At 65.0% G+C, this 21,009-nt stretch carries 20 protein-coding genes; 2 read left to right on the top strand and 18 right to left on the bottom strand.

All coding sequences use genetic code 11. From position 1 onward, the window contains the following. Positions 1 to 80: 80 nt before the first annotated feature. The 18 genes from hepT to B8V81_RS02995 form a co-directional block, all read right to left on the bottom strand. Entirely contained in the window at positions 81 to 491 is a 411-nt protein-coding gene (gene hepT / locus B8V81_RS03080; RefSeq protein WP_028599047.1) for a type VII toxin-antitoxin system HepT family RNase toxin, read from the bottom strand. Next, positions 481 to 888: a type VII toxin-antitoxin system MntA family adenylyltransferase antitoxin gene (gene mntA / locus B8V81_RS03075; RefSeq protein WP_028599046.1), complete on the bottom strand. Its 408-nt coding sequence runs from the start codon at positions 886 to 888 to the stop codon at positions 481 to 483. The genes hepT and mntA overlap by 11 nt, the downstream gene beginning before the upstream one ends. Before the next feature lie 138 nt (positions 889 to 1,026). After that, the gene (locus B8V81_RS03070; RefSeq protein WP_052333257.1) at positions 1,027 to 2,220 is read right to left on the bottom strand and encodes a murein hydrolase activator EnvC family protein; all 1,194 of its coding nucleotides are present in this window, start codon (positions 2,218 to 2,220) and stop codon (positions 1,027 to 1,029) included. 12 nt (positions 2,221 to 2,232) lie between these two features. Then, a complete protein-coding gene (gene ftsX, locus B8V81_RS03065) occupies positions 2,233 to 3,150 on the bottom strand; it encodes a permease-like cell division protein FtsX (protein ID WP_028599044.1) in 918 nt (305 codons plus the stop codon). Next, positions 3,140 to 3,826 (bottom strand): cell division ATP-binding protein FtsE, encoded by a 687-nt coding sequence (gene ftsE / locus B8V81_RS03060; RefSeq protein ID WP_028599043.1) that lies wholly within the window; start codon positions 3,824 to 3,826, stop codon positions 3,140 to 3,142. Before ftsE ends, ftsX begins: the two co-directional genes overlap by 11 nt. 285 nt (positions 3,827 to 4,111) lie before the next feature. Then, positions 4,112 to 5,515, bottom strand: a complete 1,404-nt coding sequence (locus B8V81_RS03055; RefSeq protein WP_084137295.1) for a DUF4179 domain-containing protein — start codon at positions 5,513 to 5,515, stop codon at positions 4,112 to 4,114. After that, positions 5,508 to 6,059 (bottom strand): sigma-70 family RNA polymerase sigma factor, encoded by a 552-nt coding sequence (locus tag B8V81_RS03050; RefSeq protein WP_228551720.1) that lies wholly within the window; start codon positions 6,057 to 6,059, stop codon positions 5,508 to 5,510. Before B8V81_RS03050 ends, B8V81_RS03055 begins: the two co-directional genes overlap by 8 nt. Positions 6,060 to 6,347: 288 nt before the next feature. After that, positions 6,348 to 6,452: a putative holin-like toxin gene (locus tag B8V81_RS03045; RefSeq protein WP_028599040.1), complete on the bottom strand. Its 105-nt coding sequence runs from the start codon at positions 6,450 to 6,452 to the stop codon at positions 6,348 to 6,350. Positions 6,453 to 6,635: 183 nt separating this feature from the next. Beyond that, the gene (locus B8V81_RS03040; RefSeq protein ID WP_101807661.1) at positions 6,636 to 8,213 is read right to left on the bottom strand and encodes an FAD-dependent oxidoreductase; all 1,578 of its coding nucleotides are present in this window, start codon (positions 8,211 to 8,213) and stop codon (positions 6,636 to 6,638) included. A 64-nt stretch (positions 8,214 to 8,277) separates the two neighbouring features. Continuing rightward, on the bottom strand, positions 8,278 to 8,871 hold the full coding sequence (locus tag B8V81_RS03035) for a YdeI/OmpD-associated family protein (protein ID WP_101807660.1): 594 nt from the start codon (positions 8,869 to 8,871) through the stop codon (positions 8,278 to 8,280). Between the two features lie 60 nt (positions 8,872 to 8,931). Further along, complete coding sequence (locus tag B8V81_RS03030) at positions 8,932 to 9,351, bottom strand: SRPBCC family protein (RefSeq protein WP_028599037.1); 420 nt, start codon at positions 9,349 to 9,351, stop codon at positions 8,932 to 8,934. Continuing rightward, positions 9,348 to 9,683 (bottom strand): ArsR/SmtB family transcription factor, encoded by a 336-nt coding sequence (locus B8V81_RS03025; RefSeq protein ID WP_028599036.1) that lies wholly within the window; start codon positions 9,681 to 9,683, stop codon positions 9,348 to 9,350. Before B8V81_RS03025 ends, B8V81_RS03030 begins: the two co-directional genes overlap by 4 nt. Positions 9,684 to 9,769: 86 nt before the next feature. Then, on the bottom strand, positions 9,770 to 10,183 hold the full coding sequence (locus B8V81_RS03020; RefSeq protein WP_101807659.1) for a DoxX family protein: 414 nt from the start codon (positions 10,181 to 10,183) through the stop codon (positions 9,770 to 9,772). A 188-nt stretch (positions 10,184 to 10,371) separates the two neighbouring features. Next, the gene (locus B8V81_RS03015; protein WP_052333256.1) at positions 10,372 to 11,520 is read right to left on the bottom strand and encodes an ABC transporter permease; all 1,149 of its coding nucleotides are present in this window, start codon (positions 11,518 to 11,520) and stop codon (positions 10,372 to 10,374) included. Between the two features lies 1 nt (position 11,521). Then, positions 11,522 to 12,655, bottom strand: a complete 1,134-nt coding sequence (locus B8V81_RS03010) for an ABC transporter permease (RefSeq protein ID WP_101807658.1) — start codon at positions 12,653 to 12,655, stop codon at positions 11,522 to 11,524. Between the two features lie 13 nt (positions 12,656 to 12,668). Beyond that, a complete protein-coding gene (locus B8V81_RS03005; protein WP_028599032.1) occupies positions 12,669 to 13,607 on the bottom strand; it encodes an ABC transporter ATP-binding protein in 939 nt (312 codons plus the stop codon). A gap of 528 nt (positions 13,608 to 14,135) precedes the next feature. Beyond that, the gene (locus B8V81_RS03000) at positions 14,136 to 15,257 is read right to left on the bottom strand and encodes a sensor histidine kinase (protein ID WP_101807657.1); all 1,122 of its coding nucleotides are present in this window, start codon (positions 15,255 to 15,257) and stop codon (positions 14,136 to 14,138) included. A 1-nt stretch (position 15,258) separates the two neighbouring features. After that, entirely contained in the window at positions 15,259 to 16,074 is an 816-nt protein-coding gene (locus B8V81_RS02995) for a response regulator transcription factor (RefSeq protein WP_028599030.1), read from the bottom strand. 114 nt (positions 16,075 to 16,188) lie between these two features. On the opposite strand from B8V81_RS02995, the gene B8V81_RS02990 reads away from it, so the two are divergent. Both B8V81_RS02990 and B8V81_RS02985 read left to right on the top strand, forming a co-directional pair. Then, positions 16,189 to 18,033, top strand: coding sequence for a VanW family protein (locus B8V81_RS02990; RefSeq protein WP_101807656.1), 1,845 nt, complete (start codon positions 16,189 to 16,191; stop codon positions 18,031 to 18,033). 463 nt (positions 18,034 to 18,496) lie between these two features. Beyond that, entirely contained in the window at positions 18,497 to 20,938 is a 2,442-nt protein-coding gene (locus B8V81_RS02985; protein WP_101807655.1) for an EAL domain-containing protein, read from the top strand. Positions 20,939 to 21,009: the final 71 nt, after the last annotated feature.

Below are 21,009 nucleotides of genomic sequence, written 5' to 3'. Positions count from 1 at the left end.
GATCTTCCGCCGCTTAGTATGCGACAGAGAGGAGCGGATTATTTGGCAACGATGGCAGGAGCCGCGAGGCGGCTTGCCGGCTAGCCGTCCGAAGCGAGCATCGCGCGGGCGAAGTCTGTGAAGTCCCCTAGATGCAGATCCAGGATGGAGCGGAGGATATCCGGGTTAAGCTTCTGATAATCATGTACGGCGATATTCCGGAAGCCGACCATTGCCTTCATCTTGTCCGCCAATTCGGAGTCAAGCCGTCCGCTCTGCTCCAGCAGCTCAAAGGCGTCCCGGCTCGTCTGCGGCACGCCGAGCTTGCCTGATGCCACGACCGCCATCGCCAAGTCGATGCTCGCTTCGCAGGCGCGCTGAAGATTGAGCACGATCGAGTCCTGCTTCGTAAAGTCGTTCAGGTGTTCGGGTCTCCCTTGATACACTTCTCCGATCCGTCTCAAACAGCGTTCGATGTTTGCCGCTTTATTGAGGATGACGTCATGCTTCATAGATGCTCCCCCTTTCCCGGATCGACCGCAGCACGGGCGAACGCTCCTCGTTGAGCTTGGCATACATTTTATAGACCTGAGTCCGGAGCCGGAGATCCAGGTCTTCGTCCTTGCAGCGGAGCGTATGGCCTTCGCTTAAAATCTGCATCTGCATGACCGTCGAAGCTTCCTTCAGATCGACCAGGTCGACCTCCCTGCCCAGCCGGCCGGCCAGCTTCTGCGCCAGCAGGAACCTTTCGTAAGCAGAGAGCGGCTTGCCGCCGTAATAGGCGAGATCGATATCGCTGTCCGCCCGCATCCGACCGGCCGCGGCCGAGCCGAAGAGCAGGAGGAGATCCGGCGAGACGGCCTTTTCAATCTCGTCCACCGCGATATCCAGGTCCAGGCGCGCATCCATGCGATCACCGTCCTTCTGAATTCGTTTCCCACATCTTCCTAAATCCAGTATAGCAAAAAACCGTCCAAGCGAATCGCCCGGACGGTTCCTTCCTGTTGCTTGAGCCGCGGGCGCCATGCCCGCGTTTCGCCGCATTCCTCAGTTCGCTTTGCCTTTCAAGTAAGGAAGCGGATTGACCGGCTCGCCATTTTTGCGCACCTCGAAGTGCAGGTGGTTGCCGGTCGAGTTGCCGGTCGAGCCGACCTCGCCGATATGCTCGCCGCGCTTGACGGTCTGGCCCTTTTCCACCAGGATGCCGCCGTCGCGGATATGGCCGTAGATCGTCCACAACCCGCCGCCATGGTCGATGACGATGCAGTTGCCGTAGCCGCTCCACCACTGGGCGACGAGCACGATGCCGCCTTCCGCGGCGTAGATGTTCGTGCCCGCCGGAGCGGCCATGTCGACGCCGGCATGGAGCTTGCGAGTGCCGCTGATCGGGTGGATGCGATAGCCGAACGGCGAGCTGAGCCGGTACGAGGCCTTCACCGGCGCGCCGAGCTGGCCCCCGCTGTAGGTCGTCTTCAGCGAGTTCTTCTTCTTGATGAGCGCGGATTCCTTGGCGGCCAGCTCCAGCAGCAGCTTCTCCTGCTCCTCGCTGATGTCGCCGAGCTCGTCGAGCTTGGTGTTGTAGGAGGAGATCAGCTGCGTCTTCTGCGCTTCCTTGCTGGCCAGCACCTGCTGGTACTCGGCCACCTTGGCGTACAGACTCTTCACCTCGGCCAGCTTCTGCTCGACCTCGGCTTTTTTGGCGACGACGAGCTGCTTGTCCTGCTTGCGGTCCAACAGCGTCTCCTTGTCCTGCACCATGATCGTGTGCAGCGAGTCGAGACGGCCCAGGAAGTCGGAAAAGCTCGTCGCGTTCAGCAGCACGTCGAGGTAGCTGACGCGGCCGTTCATGTAGGTGACGCGCATGCGCGACTGCAGCCGCTCGTCCTGCCGGGCGATCCGCTGCTCCGCCTCGTCCAGCTCGCGGGCTGTCTGCTCCAGCGCCTGCGTCGTGCTGGATACCTGCGACTGGACGGCGCTCATGCGCGAGCCGACGGTGTCGATCTCGGTCATGACCGCCTTGAGCGATTCGGCGGTGTAGAATTTTTGCGTCAGCACGGTCTTGGACTGCGCATCGGCCTGCTTGCGCCCTTGCGCGGCCGCCTGCATCTGCTCTCGGACCTGCTTGAGCTCGCGGTTGATCTTCTCGGACTGCGACAGCGCGCCGGCCGCTTGCGGCATGGCGGTCAGGATAAGCGCGCCGGCGAGCACGGAGCCGGCCAGCTTGCGGATCGTTCTGTTCAAGCTGCTTTCCTCCTACACTTTCAAGTATCTGCGGACGGACAACACGCTTCCCCACACGCCGAGCAGCGTGCCGATGCCGATCGTTACCGGAACGATGATGCCGGCCGCCTCCTCCATCGAGACGAGCCGGATGCTCATCAGGCCGAGGTCGAACTCGGACTGGCGGATGAGCTCGCCGTAGCCGAGCACGACGACGGCGGCGGTCAGCGCCGAGGAAAGGAAGCCGATCAGCGCCCCCTCGACGAAAAACGGCCAGCGGATGAACGCGTTGGTCGCTCCGACCAGCTTCATGATGCCGATCTCGCGCTGACGGGCGATGATCGTCGTCTTGATCGTCGTGGCGATCAGGAACATCGCCGTCACGGCCAGTCCGGCGACGATGATGAGGCCGATGTTGCGTACGGCGCCCGTGATCTTGAACAAGGTTTCGACCGTGCCTTGGCCGTACTTGATCTGCTGGAACGCCGGCGGGTCCTGCGCGGCGCTGACCGCCTGCACCTGCGACGCGGCGGCCGCGATCGTCTGCGGGTCGTACACCTCGATCGTGAAGCTCGCCGGCAGCGGGTTGTCCTCGCCCTGGTAGTCCTCCAGCAGCTGCTTGCCGTCGGCGCCGAGCATCTCGCTCATCTCCTGCAGGTTCTGCTCCGGCGTGCGGTACTCCACGCTCTTGACCTCCGGGATGGCGCGCAGCTTGGTCTCCAGCGCGGCGGCGCTCTCCGCCGTAGCGTCCAGCTGCAGGAACGCCCGAATCTCGACCTGGCTCTCGAGCTGGTCGGCGAGCTTGCTGACGTTGAGCGCCAGCAGCACGAATACGCCGAGGATGAACAGGGAGATGAAGATGCTGCTGATCGACGCGAAGCTCATCCAGCCGTTGCGGAAGATGCCGCGGACGCCCTCGCGCAGATGCCTCGCCAGCGTCCTAAGCTTCATAGCCGTATTCCCCTCTCGCCTGGTCGCGCGCGATCAGTCCGTTCTCGATGGCGATGACGCGCTTGCGCAGCGTGTTGACGATCTCGCGGTTATGGGTGGCCATGACGATAGTCGTGCCGCGGAAATTGATCTCCTCGAGCAGGTTCATGATGCCCCAGCTCGTCTCGGGATCGAGGTTGCCGGTCGGCTCGTCGGCGACGATGACGCTCGGATTGTTGACGATCGCGCGCGCGATCGCGACGCGCTGCTGCTCGCCGCCGGACAGCTGGGCGGGCAGATGCGCATGCTTGCCGCCGAGCCCGACGAGCTCGAGCACCTCCATCGTGCGCTTTTTCATCAGCTTGCGCGGCGCCTCGATGACCTCCATCGCGAACGCGACGTTCTCGTAGGCGGTCAGCTTGGGCAGCAGCCGGTAATCCTGGAAGATGACGCCGATATTGCGCCGCACGTACGGGATCTTGCGCGGCTTGAGCTTGCCTATATTGAAGCCGTTCACGAACAGCTGCCCTTTGGTCGGGAACTCCTCGCGATAGATCAGCTTCATGAACGTGGACTTGCCGGCGCCGGAAGGCCCGACGATGTACACGAATTCATTGCGGTCGATGACCACGGATATGCCCTTGAGCGCATGAGCGCCGTTCGGGTAGGTCTTCCAGATGTCCATCATTTCAATCACGGGTATCGCTCACATCCTGTCTTTTTTCCGCTTATGACTGTTCGACAGAAAAACCGGATTTCCTTTCCAGAAAGCCGTTTTCTCCTTCATTTTCACAATTCTCATCGTTCGCCGCGCTGAGGCGCGGGCTTTCGACATCGCCGCAGGCGGCAAGACTGTCGAATGCTCCGGACCGGAGCGTTTCAAGCCTCCTTATTTACATCGGCTAGCGGCTCTCGCTTTGTAGATAAATGTCGAAAAAAAGAAGCCGGCCTGCTTTCGCAGAGCGGCTTCGGAGGAGATGATCTATTGTTCCGGCGGGAGCTCTTCCAGAGGCAGCCGGATCCGGTACTCGCCTTCGATATAATTCGGATAATTGGAGATCTCGAATGTCAGCGGCTGCTTGTAGTCGCCGGGGCCGTACGTGTAGCTGAGCTTTTGCCTTCCGTCCGGGTCGCTCGTCTCCGTGCCCCCTTGCAGATGCAGCCCGAAGCTTCTGCCGTCCGCATCGGTAAAATCGCTGCCGAGCACCGAGTAGGAGCGCGATGGAGAGTCCGGCCCGTCGACGCGCAGCTCGAAGCCGAGCTTCATTCCTTTCGCATCCACGCTGCTGGAGATCAGCTTCAGGCGGTCGTCCGGCGCTGCCAGCAGCTCGCCTTTCTCCGCGTCGAGGACGATGAGGCCTTTGTCCTTCGGCAAGGCGCGGAACGTCTTGCCGCTCAAGTAGAGCGACTTGGGCTGGCGGAAATAAGGACTCTGGAACTCGAAGCGCACCTTGTGCTCCTCCAAGCTGCCCGCCGAATAGCCGACTCCTCCCCACTCCGTGCCGGAATCGTCCGTCAGCTTCATGTCGACGGGGCCGTACAGCTTCATCGTGTTGGCCGGGTCGTACTCCGCCTCGATGGCGACGCTCAGCGGCGAGATGCGCATGCTCGTGAAGCGCAGCTGCTGATTTTCAATCGAGATCGTCTCCTCCAAAGGCAGCGTGCGCGACTTGTCGGCGAACAGCTCGCGGTCGACGGGAAACTGGAAGCGGTACGGAGCTCCGGCCACCTCGACTTGCAGGTCGAGCCAATCGGGGAGCGGACTGCCTGGCTGCAGCATCAGCTCCATCGTCTGGCGCTTGACCGCCTCCTCCCTCCCGTCGAACGAGAAGCCCGCTCCCTGGATGACGCTCTGTCCGTTCCGGTCAAGCGCCCTCACCTTTCCTACATCCGCATGCTCGTTCTCGCCGAGTCCCGCCACCGTATACACGAACATCATCCGATAGTCGTCGGCGACCAGCCCCTCCAGCGTCACCTTTACGCCCTCGTGATCCTGGGTCAAATGCAGCGGCTGCAGGTAGCCTTCGTCGAGCGCGTCCTGCACCGTCCGGTTCAGGCTGTACTCCTCGCGGATCGCGTCCACGATCGCCGCCATGCCGGGCAGCTGCCTCACTGCCGAAGCGAAAGCCGGCGAGATGCGGATCGACGCGAGTCCGACCGCCAGCACGAGCGCAAGCGTCAGCGCCGCAGAGCCGAGGCGCTGCCAGCGGCGACGGCTGCGGCGGCGAAGCCGGCCTTGCGCCATGCCCGCGGCAATAGCGGCATCCGCGCGCAGCAGCAGCTCCGGCGACGGCGGGCGTCCGCCCAGCTCGGCAAGCCCCTGCTCCAGCCTTTCTCCATGCCGATCGAGCTTCGGATCCAACCGTTCTCCATGCCGATCATCCATGCTCCATCCCCTCCTTCGCGCCGCGCTCCCGGCGCAGCTGCCGCAGCGCCCGGTTCAGCCATGTCTTGATCGTGCCCTCCGGCTTTTCCAGCGTCCGCGCGATGTCCGCCACCGTCATGTCCTCCGCATACTTCAGCAGCACGAGCTGGCGCAGCTTGGGCTCGAGGCCGGCCACCGCCTCCTCCAGCTCCAGCCGCGCGCCCGGATGCTCGCCGCCCGCCGCGCTCTCCGGCACGACCGGCACCGGCTGCTGCCGCTTGCGCCGCCTGCGCTCATCGGCGCAGGCGCTCAGCAGGATGCGGACGAGCCAGGTGCGGACATGCTCCGGCTGGCGCAGCCTCCCAAGCGCCGCGTAAGCGCGGCAGGTCGTCTCCTGCAGGCATTCGAGCGCCGCCTCCTCGTCCCGGAGATAGGCGAGCGCAATGCGCAGCAGCTGCTCCTTGGCCCCGGCCATCAGCTCGAGGAACGCCTCATCCTCGCCCTTCTGCGCCCGGCGGACGAGCTCTGCCGCTTCTTGGCCCCGTTGTTCCATGCGCTCCGACATTCCCTCGCCGTCCTTTCTCGTTCACCTTCGCTATTAGACGGGGAGAGCGAGGGTTCGGTTTTGGTTTTCTTGAAAACGTTGAAAAACCTTGATCGGCACGGGCCGTCCAAGGCTGCTGGCGGTTTCAATTACGGCGGACTTGTGATAATATGGGAGTAGAATGCATAACATAAACAAGCCGCAGACGCTGTAACGTCCACGGCTTGGCAGATCGGCCGCTTTAAGAGCGGTTAGGCTGGCAGGATATCAACTCATAGGAATAGGTCGCTACCTTCCAGGGCGGGCGGCCTATTTCTTTTTGTTAAGGGCGACGATCGAAACGACCAGCGATAACAAGGCGAGCAGCAGCCCGCCGAAGCCGATCATAAGATCCAACGCATCCTTAACCGTCATGGCATGACCTCCCTTCCGAGAGGCTCAACCTAGACCGCCCATAAAGCCCGTTCCCTTTCTGCTTCCTGATTATACCAGGATTCGACGTTATTCACTATAGCTCGCGGCTACGGAGTTCTCTCTAGCAGCGGCCTATCCTCTCCTTGCCGGGAATTCCCCCACCTCCCGGTCCGCGACGAAGCGTCAGCCCTCCGCCCGCGGAAGCTCCAGCCGCTTGAGCGGCTCGATGGCCGGGCCTTCCAGCACCGTGCCGTCATAGCCGAACCGCGAGCCGTGGCAAGGGCAGTCCCAGCTGAGGTCGCCCGCGTTCCACTTGCACTCGCAGCCCATATGCGTGCAGGTCGTGTCGACCAGATGCAGCGCGCCGCCCGGCTCGCGATAGCCGCCGGCGCGCTTGCCGGCGACCTTGACGACGCCGCCCTGGCCGGCCGCGAGCGCGTCCGGCGATTCCATCGGCGAGTCCAGCTTGCCGGCGAGCAGCTGTCCGGCGACGTTCAGGTTCTCGCGGACGAACGTCTTGATCGACGGGTCGGCATGGAAGCGCGACGGCTTGAACAGCTCCAGATGCAGGCTCTGCCCGGTGCGGACCATCTCCTCGAACGTGAGCGCCGCCAGCGTGCCGGTCGTCATGCCCCATTTGTTGAAGCCGGTGGCGATCAGCAGGTTCGGATGCTTGTCCCGGATCGGGCCGATGTAAGGCATCTCGTCGAGCGTCGTCAGATCCTGCGCCGACCAGCGGTACGCAATGCTGCGGACGCCGAGCAGGGAGTCGGCGTATCGCTCCAGCGCCTCGTAGTGCTCGATCATCGGCGGCCCCTGGCCGGTCTTGTGGTTCTCGCCGCCGACGAGCACGACCGGACGGCCGTCCAGCTCGGCCGCGCGCAGCGAGCGCACCGTCTGACCGACGGACAAGTACATGCCGCCGGGAAAAGGCTTTTCCGCCTCGACCGCCAGCACGTACGAACGCTGCGCATGCAGCCGCGAGAAGTACAGTCCGCCGCCGTCCGTGAACGGGAAATGCGAGGCGGACAGCGCCCAGCTGCAGTCGACGGTGCCGCCGGCGGCCGTGCGCAGCTTGAGCCGGCCGTCCTGCTTGCCCTCCTCGACCTTGTCCGTCACGGTCGTGTATTCATGGACGACGAGGCCCTGCTTCAGCGCCTCCTGCAGCAGCGCCTGCAAATACTGCAGCGGATGGAAGCGGGCCTGGCCCGGCAGCTTGATCGCGCCGAGCTCCGCAAGCCCTTCGAGCGGCAGCTTGTCGACCCACTCGCCGGGCAGGCCGATCTGCCCGTATGCCTTCCACTCCTGGCGCAGCGTCTCGAGATCTGCCTCGTTGTCCGCGTACAGGTAGGCGTCCTCGGTCTTCAGCCCGCACTCGATGCCGAGCTCGGCGACGGTCCGGACGATCCACTTGAGCGCTTCGTCGTTGGCGTCGAAATACTGCTTGGCCTGCTCCCGGTCCAGATGCTTGAGCAGCTTGCCGTAGATCGCCCCGTGCTGGGCGGTGATCTTGGCCGTCGTATGGCCCGTCGTGCCGTCGAGCAGCAGTCCGGCTTCCAGCAGGACGACCTTGAAGCCTTGCTTGGTCAGCAGGTAGGCGCTTGTAATGCCGGCGATGCCGCCGCCGACGATGGCGACGTCCGCCCGGACGGTGCCCCGGAGCGACGGGAATGAGGGCAGCTCCGTCGTCGCCCGCCAGAGCGACTCCGGGAGCTGAGGCAAGCGGGAAGGCTTGCCGGATGGCGAGGATGAGGTGTCCATGCGATGCCTCCTGAATTGGATTTCCTCTCCTCTGTATGCCCATCTCCATCCAAGCCGAAACCGGCTAGTCGTTCAAGCCCTTTCCCTCCAGGATCGGCTGCGTCCACTTCTCGATCCGGGACACGCGGGTCTTCGCTTGCTTGGGCTGCGAGAAATGAAGCAGATAAGCTCTCCTCCGGCCCGGCGTCAGCGCGTCGAAGGCCGTCTTGAGCTCCGGCATCTCGGCGAACCGCGCTTCCAGCTCCTCCGGCATGGGGAACGCCTCCGTCTCCTTCAGCTTCACCTTCAGCCCGGCCTTCTCGTTTTGGACGGCTTCGAGCACATACGCCGTCACGATCTCTTTCATCTCCTCGATCTGCTGCGCGCTCGTGAAGCGGAGCTGGCGAGCCGCCTGCACGTTCTCGGTCTGCTGGACGAGGATGCCTTGCGGGTCCTTCAGCAGCGCCCCTTGAGGGAAAAGCAGCGCGCAGTAGTCCTTGAAGCCGTGAATGAGCGCGATATTCGCCTCTCCCAGCGTGTAGCAGGGATGCATCCACTTATAGTCCTCGGACAGCCCGCAGTCGAGCACGATCTGCCTCAGCAGCTCGTACTCCTCCTTCCACTTCTGCGCCTTTTTGATAAAGACATCGACTCGCGCGTTCGTCGCATTCGCTGTCATGCCGAACCCCCTCTCTTCGATTCCGTTGTCGGCCGGCCCCGCGAGCCGGCCTTTCCGCAGCTAGGCGACAAGCTTCTCCAGCTCGGCCAGCCATTTGCCCCAGCCGAAGCGGGCGCCTTCGACGGCTTGGGACGTCGAGATGCCGGTCTGCTCCAGATGGAGGTTGACCTTGCCGCCACCGAGCTCCTGCAGCGTCCATACGATCGTATGCTCCTCCATGGCGCTGGTCCAGGTATAGGACAGCTTCGTCGGCTCCTCCACGACCAGCACTTCGCCGGAGATGACTCCGTCCCACCACTGGTTCGGCGTCGTGCGGAACTGGAAGCGGCGGCCGACGACCGGCTCGAAATCATTGTCCATCGGCTCCCCGGTATGGATGTTGGCGACCCACTTGGCGAGCTTCTTGGAGTCGGTCAAAGCGGACCACAGCTGCTCGACCGTCGTCGAAAACGGAAAATCCATCGTTAACGTCTGGCTCATCGTTGTTCTTCCTCCTCGAGTAAAAGCTGATTCAAACGCGCCATATTGGCGCTCCAAAACTTGCTATAGAAAGCCACCCAGTCTTGAATCTCCCGGAGCGGAGCGGCGTTCAGCCTGAATCGCGTCTCCCGGCCGACCTTGCGGTCCGCCACCAGCCCGGCCTCCTTGAGGATGGCCAGATGCTTGGATACGGCCGTCCGCCCCATGGCGAACGGCGCCGTCAGTTCATGAAGCGGAATCTCCTCTTTTGCGGCCAGCATCTGGATCAGCCGGCGCCGGGTCGGATCTGCAATGGCTTCGAACACATCCCGCTGCGGGCCGTTCTCGCTCATGACGTCCTCTCCCTTACCTGTTGTGCATGGACCGGCTCAGACCTGCTCAGAGCCCGGCGGGCGAGCGCCCGCGGCGCTCCTGAAGCTCAAAGCTTGCGGCTGCGCGGACGCAGCGCCCAGGAAGCGGCGGCGAGAGCGGCGTACGCCAGCGGGAGGAAAACCGGAAAACCGTACTCATGGTCGAGCGCATGGGACCATGCCGCTCCCGTCATGAGGAAGAAGAAGCCGGCGTAAGCCCATTCCTTCACCCGGGGAAAGCCGGGAACGACGATCGCGACGACCCCTAGCGCCTTCCAGATTCCTAGGATGGTCATGAGGTAAAGCGGGTATCCCAGATTCCGCACCAGCTCGATATTCCCTTCCAGCCGCATCAGCTGTCCAAGTCCGCTCAGCAGCATCGCCGCCGCGAAAAACAGCGTGACGGTCCAATATGCGGCCGCTTTCCCTCGGGATCGCGGACTTGCGTTCAAGCTCGCTGCTGTGCCGGTCTGCATGCTCATCTTTATTTCCTCCTCATCGGTTCGGTTTCCTGCCCCGTCCGCCATGCCGGTCGATACGACACCATTTGGTGGCCCATTTAGAATACGACACCTTATGGTGTCGCGTCAATGCCAGGAGCTCTTTTTTTCGCTGAAAAGAACAAAACCCAAGCGCCTCGGAAAGAGGGCATGGGTTCGATGCGGGTCCGTTACACGAAGCTGCGCGTATCGTCGCTCCTCCCGAGCTTGAACGCCGCCGCCAGGAAAAACACCAGCGCGAAGGCGAGCAGCACCGCGATGTGGAGCGGAATGTCGGCGTATTGGCCGCTCTGCAGGGCGTCGATCGACGTCAGCACCCAGCGCTGCGGCATGAAGTCGCCGATGCGGCGGATCGTCTCCGGCATGATGCTCGCCGGGAAGAAGCAGCCCGCCAGCAGGCAGCTCGGGGTGATGATGAAGTTCGAGAGCGCGCTCGCCATCGCCGAGCTGCGGGAGAAGGCGACGATCGCGAGCGACAGGCTGACCGAGACGAGGCCGAACAGCAGCAGCAGGGCTCCGAGCTCGGCGAGCGGCATGCCGGCGTCGATGCCGAAGCCGAAGCGCATCACGCCGAGCGCCAGCGCGATCTGCACGGCCATGACCGACAGATTGACGAGCGTATTGGCGAGCACGTACGTGCCGGCCGGCACCGGCGAGGACAGGATGCGCAGGTAGGTGCGGTTTTCGCGGCTCTTGAGCAGCATCTCGGACAGATTCACGGCCGACATGAGCATGAACAGGATGAGGAAGCCGATCGCCTGCGCGCTCATCGACCGGGCGACCGACGTATCGCGGGCGGACTCCGCCGTCAGCTTGAACGCGCCGTCGCGATAAGCGGCGTACATCGCCTCGAACGCCGCGCCGTCTCCGTCGGCCGCCCGGCTGATCGCCGCGACATTCGACAGGTAGGCGTCCAGCATGCTTTTGACGTAAGCCGTCACCGACGCTCCCTTGACCGATTCCAGGGCGATTCCCTGCGGATGGCCCGCGGCGGCGGCGGCCGAAAAGCCAGGCTCCAGCAGGAGCGCCACGTCCAGGCTGCCGGAGGCGATTTCTTTTTTCGCTTCCTCGCGGCCGAGCTCCTGGACCTGCACCTCGCGCAGGCCGCCGACATAGGCGGCCGTATCGGCGGCGATGCGCGCCGCTCCGTCCTCGTTCACGATCGCGACCCGCAGCGGCGGCGACTGCGTGCCGGAGTAGAGCAGCACGGAGGTCAGCACGCCGACGACCGGGAGGCCCAGATAGAGCATCCAGCTGCTCCGCTTGCGGAACGTGCCGCGCAGCATGAAGCCGAACAGCCAAGCCAAGTCCTTGATCATGCTACAATTCCTCCTTTTTGTTCATATGCCAGGCCGATGCGGCGAGCAGCAGCAGCGCCAGCCCCAGGTTGAGCGCCATCGTCTGCAGAGCGGGCGCGATCTGACCCTCATAGACGAGCCGCGACAGCGAGGAGTTGGCCCAGTAGACCGGCGACCATAGGTTGAGAAGGCTGGCGTCCGCGGCCTTCGTCGAGACCGGGAAGTACGCGCCTCCGAAAAAGGCGGCCAGCTGCACGAACAGCATGACGACTCCGCCTGCCGATTTGCCTTGCAGCAAATAGCTGAAGAACAGCCCGAGGCTCGTCGCCAGCAGCACGACGGTCAGCAGCAGCGCCAGCGCCAGCGGCAGGTTGTCGCCCCAGTAGGCGCCGAACGCCCACTTGCTGAGGAGCACGACCGCCAGGATGCAGACGCTGTTCACGACGACGTTGCCGAGCACCTTGCCGGCGAAGATGTCGCTCTTGCGCACCGGAGCCGCCATCAGCCTGGCCGCGGTGCCCTGCGCTCTCTCGCCGGCGACGAGGCGCACGGAGGACAGGGCTCCCCACAGCGCGACCGCCACGGTCATGGCCAGCGCGTAGTAGTCCATCGAGCCGGGCTTGCGGTTCTCGTCGATTGAGCGCTCCTGCACATAACCGCCGGCCGATTCGGAGGCGGAGAACGCGGTCTGCAGCGCCTGGGGCCGCTGCGCGCCGATCGCCGCCGCCGCGTTGTAGCGGTCGGCGAACGCCTGCAGCATGCCTTGCGCGATGTTGCTCTCGATCGGATGGCGGGTGCTGCCGTGCACCTCCATGCCGGACGGAGTCAGCCGCACGAAGCTGTCGTAGCGGCCCGCTTCGACTTCGGCGGTGCCGTCGGCTGTGCCCGAGGCGTCGGTGAAGACGACGCCATTCGTCTCGGCCTGGCGGCGGAACGCGGCGAACGCCTCGGCAAGCGGCTTGTCGCCGCCGCTGGCGTCCTGGACGAGCACCTGCGGCTTGAGGACGGCGCCGCTTTCCGAGTCGAAGGAGCCGGACAGCGCCGTGCCGAGAATGAGGATGAGCAGCAGCGGGAAGCCGAGCAGCAGGAAAAAGGTCTTCCGGTCGCGGAAATCGGTCCGGATTTCTTTGAGCGCGATGCGCAGCATAGGGGTCATCGGTCCATCCTCCTCAGCGATCCCGCAGGCTGCGGCCGGTCAGCGTCAGGAATACCGTCTCGAGATTCGGCTCGAGCTCCTGCAGCGAGCGGATTTCCGCTCCGCCTTCCATCAGCGCCTTGAGGATGCGGTTCAAATTGTCGACCGAGGCATCGCTCTGCACGCGCAGCGCGCCTTCCTTCTCCGTCACCGCGCGCACGCCCGGCACCTGCTGCAGCTCCTGCAGCCGGTACGGCGAGCCGGGCTTCAGCTCGATCGACAGCTCCTTGATGTCGGTGATGATCGCCTTGAGCTGCTCCTTCGTACCGTCGGCGATGATCTTGCCGTGGTCGACGATCGCCACGCGGCTGCAGATCTCCTCGACCTCCTCCATGTAGTGGCTCGTGTAGATGACGGTGCAGCCGGACTCGTTGAGCTGCCGCACCGATCCGAGGATGTAGTTGCGCGACTGCGGATCGATGCCGACGGTCGGCTCATCCATGATGATGAGGCGCGGCTTGTGCGCGATCGCGCAGGCGATGTTGAGGCGGCGCTTCATGCCCCCGGAGAAGCCGTCCGGCTTGGCTCCGGCACGGTCCGAGAGCCCGACGAATTCGAGCGCCTCCTCGGCTCGGGCCTTCAGCTCGGCGCCCCGCAGGCCGTACAGGCCGGCGAAAAAGGCGACGTTCTCGAAGGCGCTCAGCTCGCCGTAGATGGCGAGGTCCTGCGGCACGATGCCGAGGTTCAGCTTCGCCTGGCGGGTCTGCTTGCGGACATTCTGTCCGAGGATGCGGATCTCGCCGCTCGTCGGCACGAGCAGCGAGGCGACCATGTTGATCGTCGTGCTCTTGCCCGCACCGTTCGAGCCGAGGAAGCCGAAGATCTCGCCCTCCTTCACGTCCAGCGTCATGCCGTCGACGGCGATGAAGTCTCCGAATTTTTTGGTCAGCTGGCGCAGCTCCAGTACGTTCATGCTCCCCATTCCTTTCGTCGTGCGCGTTCTTGTTGATCCCATCCTAACGAAAAAGGGCGACCTCATGTCAGTGCATAAGTTCACCCTTTGCGTATGAGAAAGTTCATGAGCGGAGGAAGCTGGCGCAGGGCGTCGGCATTGTGCGACTTCTAACCCTTCTAGAGCGTTTGAAGGTCAGACATAGAAGAGGCGCAACTCCGCCGCCCCGCGCGGCGGAGTTGCGCGGAAAAACCGAGCAATTCGGCTCGAATAGGCGCTCTGGCGGCGGAGTTGCGCGGAAAAACCGAGCAACTCGGCTCGAACAGGCGCTCTGGCGGCGGAGTTGCGCGGAAAAACCGAGCAACTCGGCTCGAATAGGCGCTCTAGCGGCGGAGTTGCGCGGAAAAACCGAGCAACTCGGCTCGAGAATAGGCGCTCTAGCGGCGGAGTTGCGCGGAAAGCCCGGCCGGCCGGCGTGCGCGGGACCTTCGCAGACGGCGCAAGCGCCGCTTGCCGCTCCATGCGGCGGCTCCGCGCGGGCACCCCTGCTCAGCGCTGCGCTTCCGGGCAAGGCAGCAGCGTCGTCACGCGGAAGCCGTCGCTGCCGTCGGCGACAACGGTGCCGCCGGCGCTCGCGGCGCGCTCCTCCATGCCGGCGATGCCGAGCCCCTTGACGATGCGCGCCTGGCCGCGGCCGTTGTCGGACACGACCGCCTGGACGTAGCGCCCGAGCACGCGCACCTCGACATGGACGGCCGACGCGCCGCTGTAGCGGGCGGCATTGGTGAGCGCCTCGGTCACGTTGCCCTGGATGATCCGCCAGTGCAGCGCCCCGATCCGCTCCAGATCGCCCGCATGCGTCACGCTCGCCTGCATGCCGCTCGAGGCGCGGAACGCATCGACCGCTTCGCGCAGCCGGCTCATGCCGAGCTGCTCGGGCGGCGGCTTCATCCGGTGGAGCGTCCGCCGGATGTCCTCGATCGCTCCCTTGGAGATGCCGATCGCGTTCTGCAGCAGGCCGCCCGCCCGCTGCGGGTCTTCCCCCAGCAGCCGCTTCGCCGCCTCCATCTGGATGAGCGCCCCGGTCATCGCGTGGCCGACGCCGTCGTGGATCTCCTGGGCGATCCGGCTCCGCTCCTCAAGCTGGCCCGCGTATTCCGCGATCCGCTGCAGCTCCTGCCCTTCGCCGATGCGGGCGGACAAGCGGCGCAGCTCGCCGCGCAGCCGATCGAGCTCGTCCTCCTGACGGAGCGACCGTCGATGGAGCCGGCTGAGCGTCGCATAGTTGAACCAGGACAGGCTCCAGACGAGCGCATAGGCGGCGCCCAGTCCGCCGCCGAGCGCCGCCAGCGGCAGCAGCGAGGCGGCCAGCAGCGGCGCCGCCCGCCTGGCGCGGAACGAGGCGAGCTCGTACGCGCTCAGCGGCAGCAGCAGCAGAAACGGCGGCGCCTCCAGCCAGGAGACGGCCAGCAGGAAGAGGATGACCGTCGCGATGGCGGCCTGCTGCAGGCGCGGCTGCCGCAGCAGATGCACGCATAGGTTCAGCGCCGCGTACAGCAGGAAGGACAGCAGCAGCAAGCCCGACGGCTCCTCCTGCTGCCCGAAGTACAGCGTGTAGACCAGGTAGAGCAGCAGCAGCAGCTTGTTGCCGATCGTCCAGAGGCGGCTCATGTCAGCGCAGCTTCCCGGTCAGATAATAGATCGCGATCTGCGTGCGATGCTCCAGAGCGGTCTTGTTCAGGATGGAGGTGATGTAGTTCGCGGTCGTCCCCTCGGACAGGAACAGCTCGCGCGAGATCTCCTTGTTGGAAAGGCCGCGGGCAATGCCCGCCATCACCTCGAGCTCGCGCTCGGTGAAGCGGCTGCGGTCGATCGGCGGAGCCGCCTCCGCAGCGGGCGATGCACCGGGCGGGGCCGCATCGGACGGCGCCACGCCCCGAGCGCGCGCCGGCGGCGAAGCGGACGGCGCGGCCGCGGGGCCGGCCCCTTCCGCGCTCTTGCTTCGCCCGCCAGGGGCGGGCTTTTCCCCCTCTGCAGGCAGCGCGGATCGGCCGTCAGCCGGCGCTCCGAGGCCGGCAGCGAAGGAGCGCAGCTTGTCGAGCACCGCTTCCTGCAGCACGCTATGGCCGCCGTGCACGCTGCGGATCGCGGCGGCGATCTGCTCGGGATCGTTGTTTTTGAGCAGATAGCCCTTGGCCCCGCAGCGCACCGCCTCCACGACCGACGCGTCGTCGTCGAACGTCGTGAGCATGAGCGGCTTGACGGAGGTGCCCTCCGTGAGCAGCCGGGCCGCCTCGGTGCCGCTCATGCCGGGCATGCGGATGTCGAGCAGCGCCACGTCCACCGGATGCTCCTTGCAATAATCGACCGCCTGCAGGCCGTCCTCGACGGCGGCCACGACCTCGAAGTCTCCGAACGAGGAGAGGATGATCCGCATGCCTTCCCGGATGAATGAATTGTCGTCGGCGATGAGCACCTTGATGGTCACGTTCGTTCCGCCCCTTTCAGCGGATAGTTTACCATGAATGCCCATCTGCCGGATATAATCGTCCGCCTCCCGGCATAGATCTAGGAGACAGCTTGTCGGAGGGAGGATGGTCCTGTGAAAAGGCTTCATTTGCTGCTCATCGTCGTGCTCGCCTTGACGCTGGCAGCCACCGCCATCTGGGGGATGCTCTGGATCTACGGCTCCAAGGACAAGGTGCCCGCCGGCACGGAAGCCGCCGGCCTGCCGCTTGGAGGCTTGCACCGCGCCGAAGCGCTGCAGCTGCTGCAGACGTACCGGCAGGCGCTCGACAGCCGCGTCGTGACGCTGGCGGACGGAACCCCGTCCGCCTCTTTCGGCGCGGACAAGCCTGCCGCCGCGGACGCGGCCGGCAGCGGCGGCGCAGCGAACGGAGCGAGCAGCCGAGCACCGTCGCCAGGGACGGCAAGCTCCGGCGACGGGGGCGCTCCGGCGCAGGCCGCAGACGGCGCTCCGCCGGGCGAGAGCGGCGCCGAGCGCAGCCGCGGCTGGACGCTCGCCGAGCTCGGCTTGCGGCTCGATGCGAGCGGCGCGGAGGCCGCGCTGAAACGGCTCGGCACCGGCTCGGCCTGGGAGCGGGCCAAGTACCGCTGGCGCTGGGAGCGGCAGCTGCCCGTGCGGCTGCTGGACGATCGGCAGGCGTTCGACGCGGCGATCCGCTCGGAATGGGGCTTTTATGACGAGCGCAAGCCGGTGGACGCCGTGCGGACGATCACCTCCTACGACCAGGTCGTCTATACGCCCGGGCGCAGCGTCATGCATCTCGATCTGGACCGCCAGCATGCGGAGCTGCTGCGCTGGGCCTCCGCCGGGCTCGGCCCCGCCGAGCCCGCCCCGGCCCGCTCCGGCGCGCGGCTGCGCGGCCTGGACGGGCCGGCGCTGCTGCGGGAGCTCGGCCGCGAAGCCTCCCGCGAGACGCCGCTGCTGCTCCGCTCGGTCGCGCCGGCCAAGACGGTCGAGTCGCTGAAGGCGGAGGGCGTCGAGCGGCGGATCGCTTCGTTTTCGACCGATTATCGGACCAGCTCGCAGGGGCGGGCGTTCAACGTCTCGGAGACGGCGCGCACGCTCGACGGCTGGGAGATGAAGCCGGGCGAGGTGTTCGACTACGGCGAGATCATCCGCATCACGGAGCGCGAGACCGGCTACCGCGAGGCTCCCGTCATCCTCAACGGACAGTTCACGCGCGGCATCGGCGGCGGCATCTGCCAGGTGTCGAGCACGCTGTACAACGCCGCGCTGCGCGCCGGCCTGGAGATCGTCGAGCGGCGCAACCACTCCGTGCCCGTCTCCTACCTGCCCAAGGGCCAGGACGCGACGTTCGCCGAAGGCGTCATCAACTTCCGCTTCCGCAATACGACCGGCAAGCATCTCGTCATCCGCGCCACCTCCGGCGGCGGGCAGCTGACGATCAAGCTGTTCGGCACGATGCCGCGCGAGGTGCGCTACTCCGTCGCGTCCAAGACGGTGCGCACGCTGCCCGCCCCCGTGCAGCTGCGCCGCAGCGGAGGGCTGGCGCCGGGACAGCAGATCGTGCAGAAAAAAGGCCGGACCGGCTACATCGTCGAGACGTACCGGATCAAATATGTAGACGGCAAGGAAGTGTCGCGCGTCCGCCTGTCCCGCGACACGTACAAGCCGCAGCCGTCCGTCATCCTCGAAGGACCTGCCGCGGCCCCGGCCCCTGCGCCCGGCCCCGAGGCCGGACCGGAAGGCGCCCGCGAAGCCGGTCCGGCCGGCGGCGCGCCGACGCCCGGCGGAAGCGCGGCGCCGACTCCGGCGCCGGCTCCGGCGGGAGACCGCGGCGCGCTGGCCGCGCCGGAGGGCGGCATGGAGGGCAGCCCGGGCGATTTGCTCGAGGATGGCCTGCGCGTGCTGCAGCCCGAGGCCCTTTTGCCCGGGCTGACGGTGAAGCTCGTCGGCTAGCGGCCTCCCGAACGACTCGCGTTCGAGCCCCGTTCGGGAGCGAAGCCCGCTGCTTGAGGACCGCCATGACCAAACCTCAGCCATCGCCTGGATTGCATGACGATAAACATGTTCCTGCTGAACGGAGCCCGTTTTCCCCCATGTAGCCGGTCATGCCCTGCATCCGCTCCCGGTTCCCCCCGCCGTCCCCTGCGGTCCACCCCATCCTCCAGCATCGCTCTTGGCCTCGCCTCTCCCTCCCCCGTCCGGCTCGCCGGCCATGCGCCGCTGCCCTCCGCCCGTCCGTCGAGCAGCCCCCCGCCTGCCCTCGCCGCTTCAAGCCCGCGTCTTGGTCCCATGCCGGATTCCAAGGGGAGCGGCCCGTCCATGCCCGCCGAAACATGGAAAGAGTCTCTTTAAGGTAAAAAGACCTAGTTCTTTTGCCGTTATAGATAAAGAGAAGCAACTGAAGGAGAATAATCCCATGAATCATCATCATTCGCTCGACAGCTCTTACAATATCATTCTAGTCATCCTTTCCGTCGCGATCCCGATACTGGCGTCGTACGCGACGCTCGATCTCGGCATCCATATCAACAAGTCGAGAGGCAGAGCCCGCAACGTCTGGACCGCTTGCGGCGCGATCTCGATGGGCATGGGCATCTGGTCGATGCATTTCATCGCCATGCTCGCGCTGCATCTGTCCACTCCGGTCACGTACAATCCGATGATCGTGCTCGTCTCCATCGTCCCGGCGCTGCTGGCCAGCTTCCTCGCGCTGCGCCTGATCAGCCAGCCCACGATGCGCCTGTCCCGCGCGCTGCTGAGCGCGCTGTTCATGGCGGCCGGCATCGTCTCGATGCACTACGTCGGCATGGAGGCGATGCAGATGAGCGCCACCGTCCGCTACGATCCGCTGCTGTGGGGCTTGTCGGCCGCGATCGCCTTCATCGCCTCGCTGACGGCCCTCTATCTGATGTACTCCGTCAAAAAGCAGGCCGATCAGCCAAACCTCTGGCGCCGCAAGACGCTCGCCGCGGTCGTCATGGGGGTCGCCGTCGCGTCGATGCACTACACCGGGATGGCGGCCGCGTCGTTCCACGACCACGGCGGCAACCCGGTCTCCTCGGACATGTCCTCGCTGAACAACAGCCTGCTGGCCTACGCGATCGGCATCGGCATGCTCATCATTCTCGCCATGGTGTTCACGAGCACGTACGTGAACCGCCGCTTCGAGTCGCAGTCGCTGGAGTCCGAGCGCAAGTTCCGTTCCGTCATCGAATCGGCGAGCGACGCCATCATCCTGGCCGATAGCCGCACAATCATCCAGTCCTGGAACCGCGGCGCGCAGCTCATGTTCGGCTACACCGAGAAGGAAGCGATCGGGCGCCCGCTCGAAATGACGATCCCGGACCGCTTCAAGCAGGCTCATGCCGACGGGCTGCGCCCTTATCTGGCGCTGCAGCCGGACGATGTCCCCGGCGCGGGACGCACGCTGGAGCTGTACGGGCTGCGCAAGGACGGCACCGAGTTCCCGATCGAGCTGTCGCTCGCCGTCTGGGAGGAGGAAGGGCAGCCTTTTCTCAGCAGCATCATCCGCGACATCACCGAGCGCAAAAAAGCCGAGCACAAGATCAACCAGATGGTCTACCTCGATCCGCTGACCGGGCTGCCCAACCGCCATCTGCTTAACGACCGCCTCAAGGAGGCGCTCGATCAGGCGGACGAGTCCGGCCTGATGATCGGCATCATGTTCCTCGATCTCGACCGCTTCAAGTACATCAACGATACGCTCGGCCACACGATGGGCGACCTGCTGCTCGTGGAGGTGTCGATCCGGCTGCGCGAATGCGTGGATCGGCAGGATACCGTCTCCCGCCAAGGCGGCGACGAGTTCATCGTCCTGCTGCCGGGCACCTCGTACGAGGACATGACGCGCAAGGCGCAGCGGATTCTGATGACGTTCAGCCAGGCGATCCTCGTCGGCAACCAGGAGATGTACGTGACGCCGTCGATCGGCCTCAGCCTCTACCCGGCGGACGGCAACAACCGCGACACGCTCATCAAGAACGCCGATACCGCCATGTACCGCGTCAAGGAGCAGGGCAAGAACAACTTCCAGTTCTACACGCCGGAGATGAACGAGGTCGTCAGCCGCCGCATGAACCTGGAGATCGGCCTGCGCAAAGGGATCCAGAAAAACGAGTTCACCGTGCACTACCAGCCGCAGGTGGACATCAAGGCCGGCGCCGTCGTCGGCGTCGAGGCGCTCATCCGCTGGCAGCATCCGAAGCTTGGCCTCATCTCCCCCGCGGAGTTCATTCCGCTGGCGGAGGAGACCGGCCTCATCATCCCGATCGGCGAATGGGTGCTGCGCGAGGCATGCCGCCAGAACAAGGAGTGGCAGGACGACGGACTGCCGCCGCTGCGCATCGCGGTCAACATCTCCTCGCGCCAGTTCCAGCAGAGCGGCTTCGCCGAGGTCGTCAGCCGCGCGCTCAAGGAAACCGGGCTTGAGCCGAAGTACCTGGAGCTGGAGCTGACCGAGAGCATCGTGCAGAACTCCGCGCATGCCATCTCCATCATGCACAAGCTCAAGGAGATGGGCATCTTCCTGTCGATCGACGATTTCGGCACCGGCTACTCCTCGCTCAGCTACCTGAAGCTGTTCCCGATCGACAGCCTCAAGATCGACCAGAGCTTCACGCGCAACCTGATGCAGGACAGCAAGGACGAGGCGCTCGTGCATACGATCATCAACATGGCGCACAACCTCGGGCTCAAGGTCATCGCCGAGGGCGTCGAGACCGGCGAGCAGCTGCAATACCTGCTGCTGCGCCATTGCCACGAGGCCCAAGGCTACTACTTCAGCAAGCCCGTCCCTCCCGCCCGCATCTCGGAGCTGCTCGGCGAGCAGATCGCCTGAAGGACAGGGACAAGCATTGCCGCAGCATTTCCTTGCACATAAAGAAGCTTCCCGGTCGCCATCGGCTTTGG

Origin of the sequence: Paenibacillus pasadenensis (assembly GCF_002864175.1) — a bacterium.
In the GTDB taxonomy this organism is placed as follows: domain Bacteria; phylum Bacillota; class Bacilli; order Paenibacillales; family Paenibacillaceae; genus Paenibacillus_O; species Paenibacillus_O pasadenensis.
Note: the sequence above shows the minus strand (reverse complement) of the source record. Positions and strands in the feature narration are given on the sequence as shown.

Excerpts from the sequence above, each read along its gene's own strand:
- B8V81_RS03025 (WP_028599036.1), bottom strand. The coding sequence starts at position 9,683 with ATGAGCGAGAACGGCCCGCAGCGGGATGTGTTCGAAGCCATTGCAGAT.
- ftsX (WP_028599044.1), bottom strand. The coding sequence starts at position 3,150 with ATGAAGCTTAGGACGCTGGCGAGGCATCTGCGCGAGGGCGTCCGCGGC.
- B8V81_RS03035 (WP_101807660.1), bottom strand. The coding sequence starts at position 8,871 with ATGACAGCGAATGCGACGAACGCGCGAGTCGATGTCTTTATCAAAAAG.
- B8V81_RS03050 (WP_228551720.1), bottom strand. The coding sequence starts at position 6,059 with ATGTCGGAGCGCATGGAACAACGGGGCCAAGAAGCGGCAGAGCTCGTC.
- B8V81_RS03040 (WP_101807661.1), bottom strand. The coding sequence starts at position 8,213 with ATGGACACCTCATCCTCGCCATCCGGCAAGCCTTCCCGCTTGCCTCAG.
- B8V81_RS03055 (WP_084137295.1), bottom strand. The coding sequence starts at position 5,515 with ATGGATGATCGGCATGGAGAACGGTTGGATCCGAAGCTCGATCGGCAT.
- B8V81_RS03020 (WP_101807659.1), bottom strand. The coding sequence starts at position 10,183 with ATGAGCATGCAGACCGGCACAGCAGCGAGCTTGAACGCAAGTCCGCGA.
- B8V81_RS02985 (WP_101807655.1), top strand. The coding sequence starts at position 18,497 with ATGAATCATCATCATTCGCTCGACAGCTCTTACAATATCATTCTAGTC.
- hepT (WP_028599047.1), bottom strand. The coding sequence starts at position 491 with ATGAAGCATGACGTCATCCTCAATAAAGCGGCAAACATCGAACGCTGT.
- B8V81_RS03000 (WP_101807657.1), bottom strand. The coding sequence starts at position 15,257 with ATGAGCCGCCTCTGGACGATCGGCAACAAGCTGCTGCTGCTGCTCTAC.
- B8V81_RS03030 (WP_028599037.1), bottom strand. The coding sequence starts at position 9,351 with ATGAGCCAGACGTTAACGATGGATTTTCCGTTTTCGACGACGGTCGAG.
- mntA (WP_028599046.1), bottom strand. The coding sequence starts at position 888 with ATGGATGCGCGCCTGGACCTGGATATCGCGGTGGACGAGATTGAAAAG.
- B8V81_RS03015 (WP_052333256.1), bottom strand. The coding sequence starts at position 11,520 with ATGATCAAGGACTTGGCTTGGCTGTTCGGCTTCATGCTGCGCGGCACG.
- B8V81_RS03045 (WP_028599040.1), bottom strand. The coding sequence starts at position 6,452 with ATGACGGTTAAGGATGCGTTGGATCTTATGATCGGCTTCGGCGGGCTG.
- B8V81_RS03005 (WP_028599032.1), bottom strand. The coding sequence starts at position 13,607 with ATGAACGTACTGGAGCTGCGCCAGCTGACCAAAAAATTCGGAGACTTC.
- B8V81_RS03010 (WP_101807658.1), bottom strand. The coding sequence starts at position 12,655 with ATGACCCCTATGCTGCGCATCGCGCTCAAAGAAATCCGGACCGATTTC.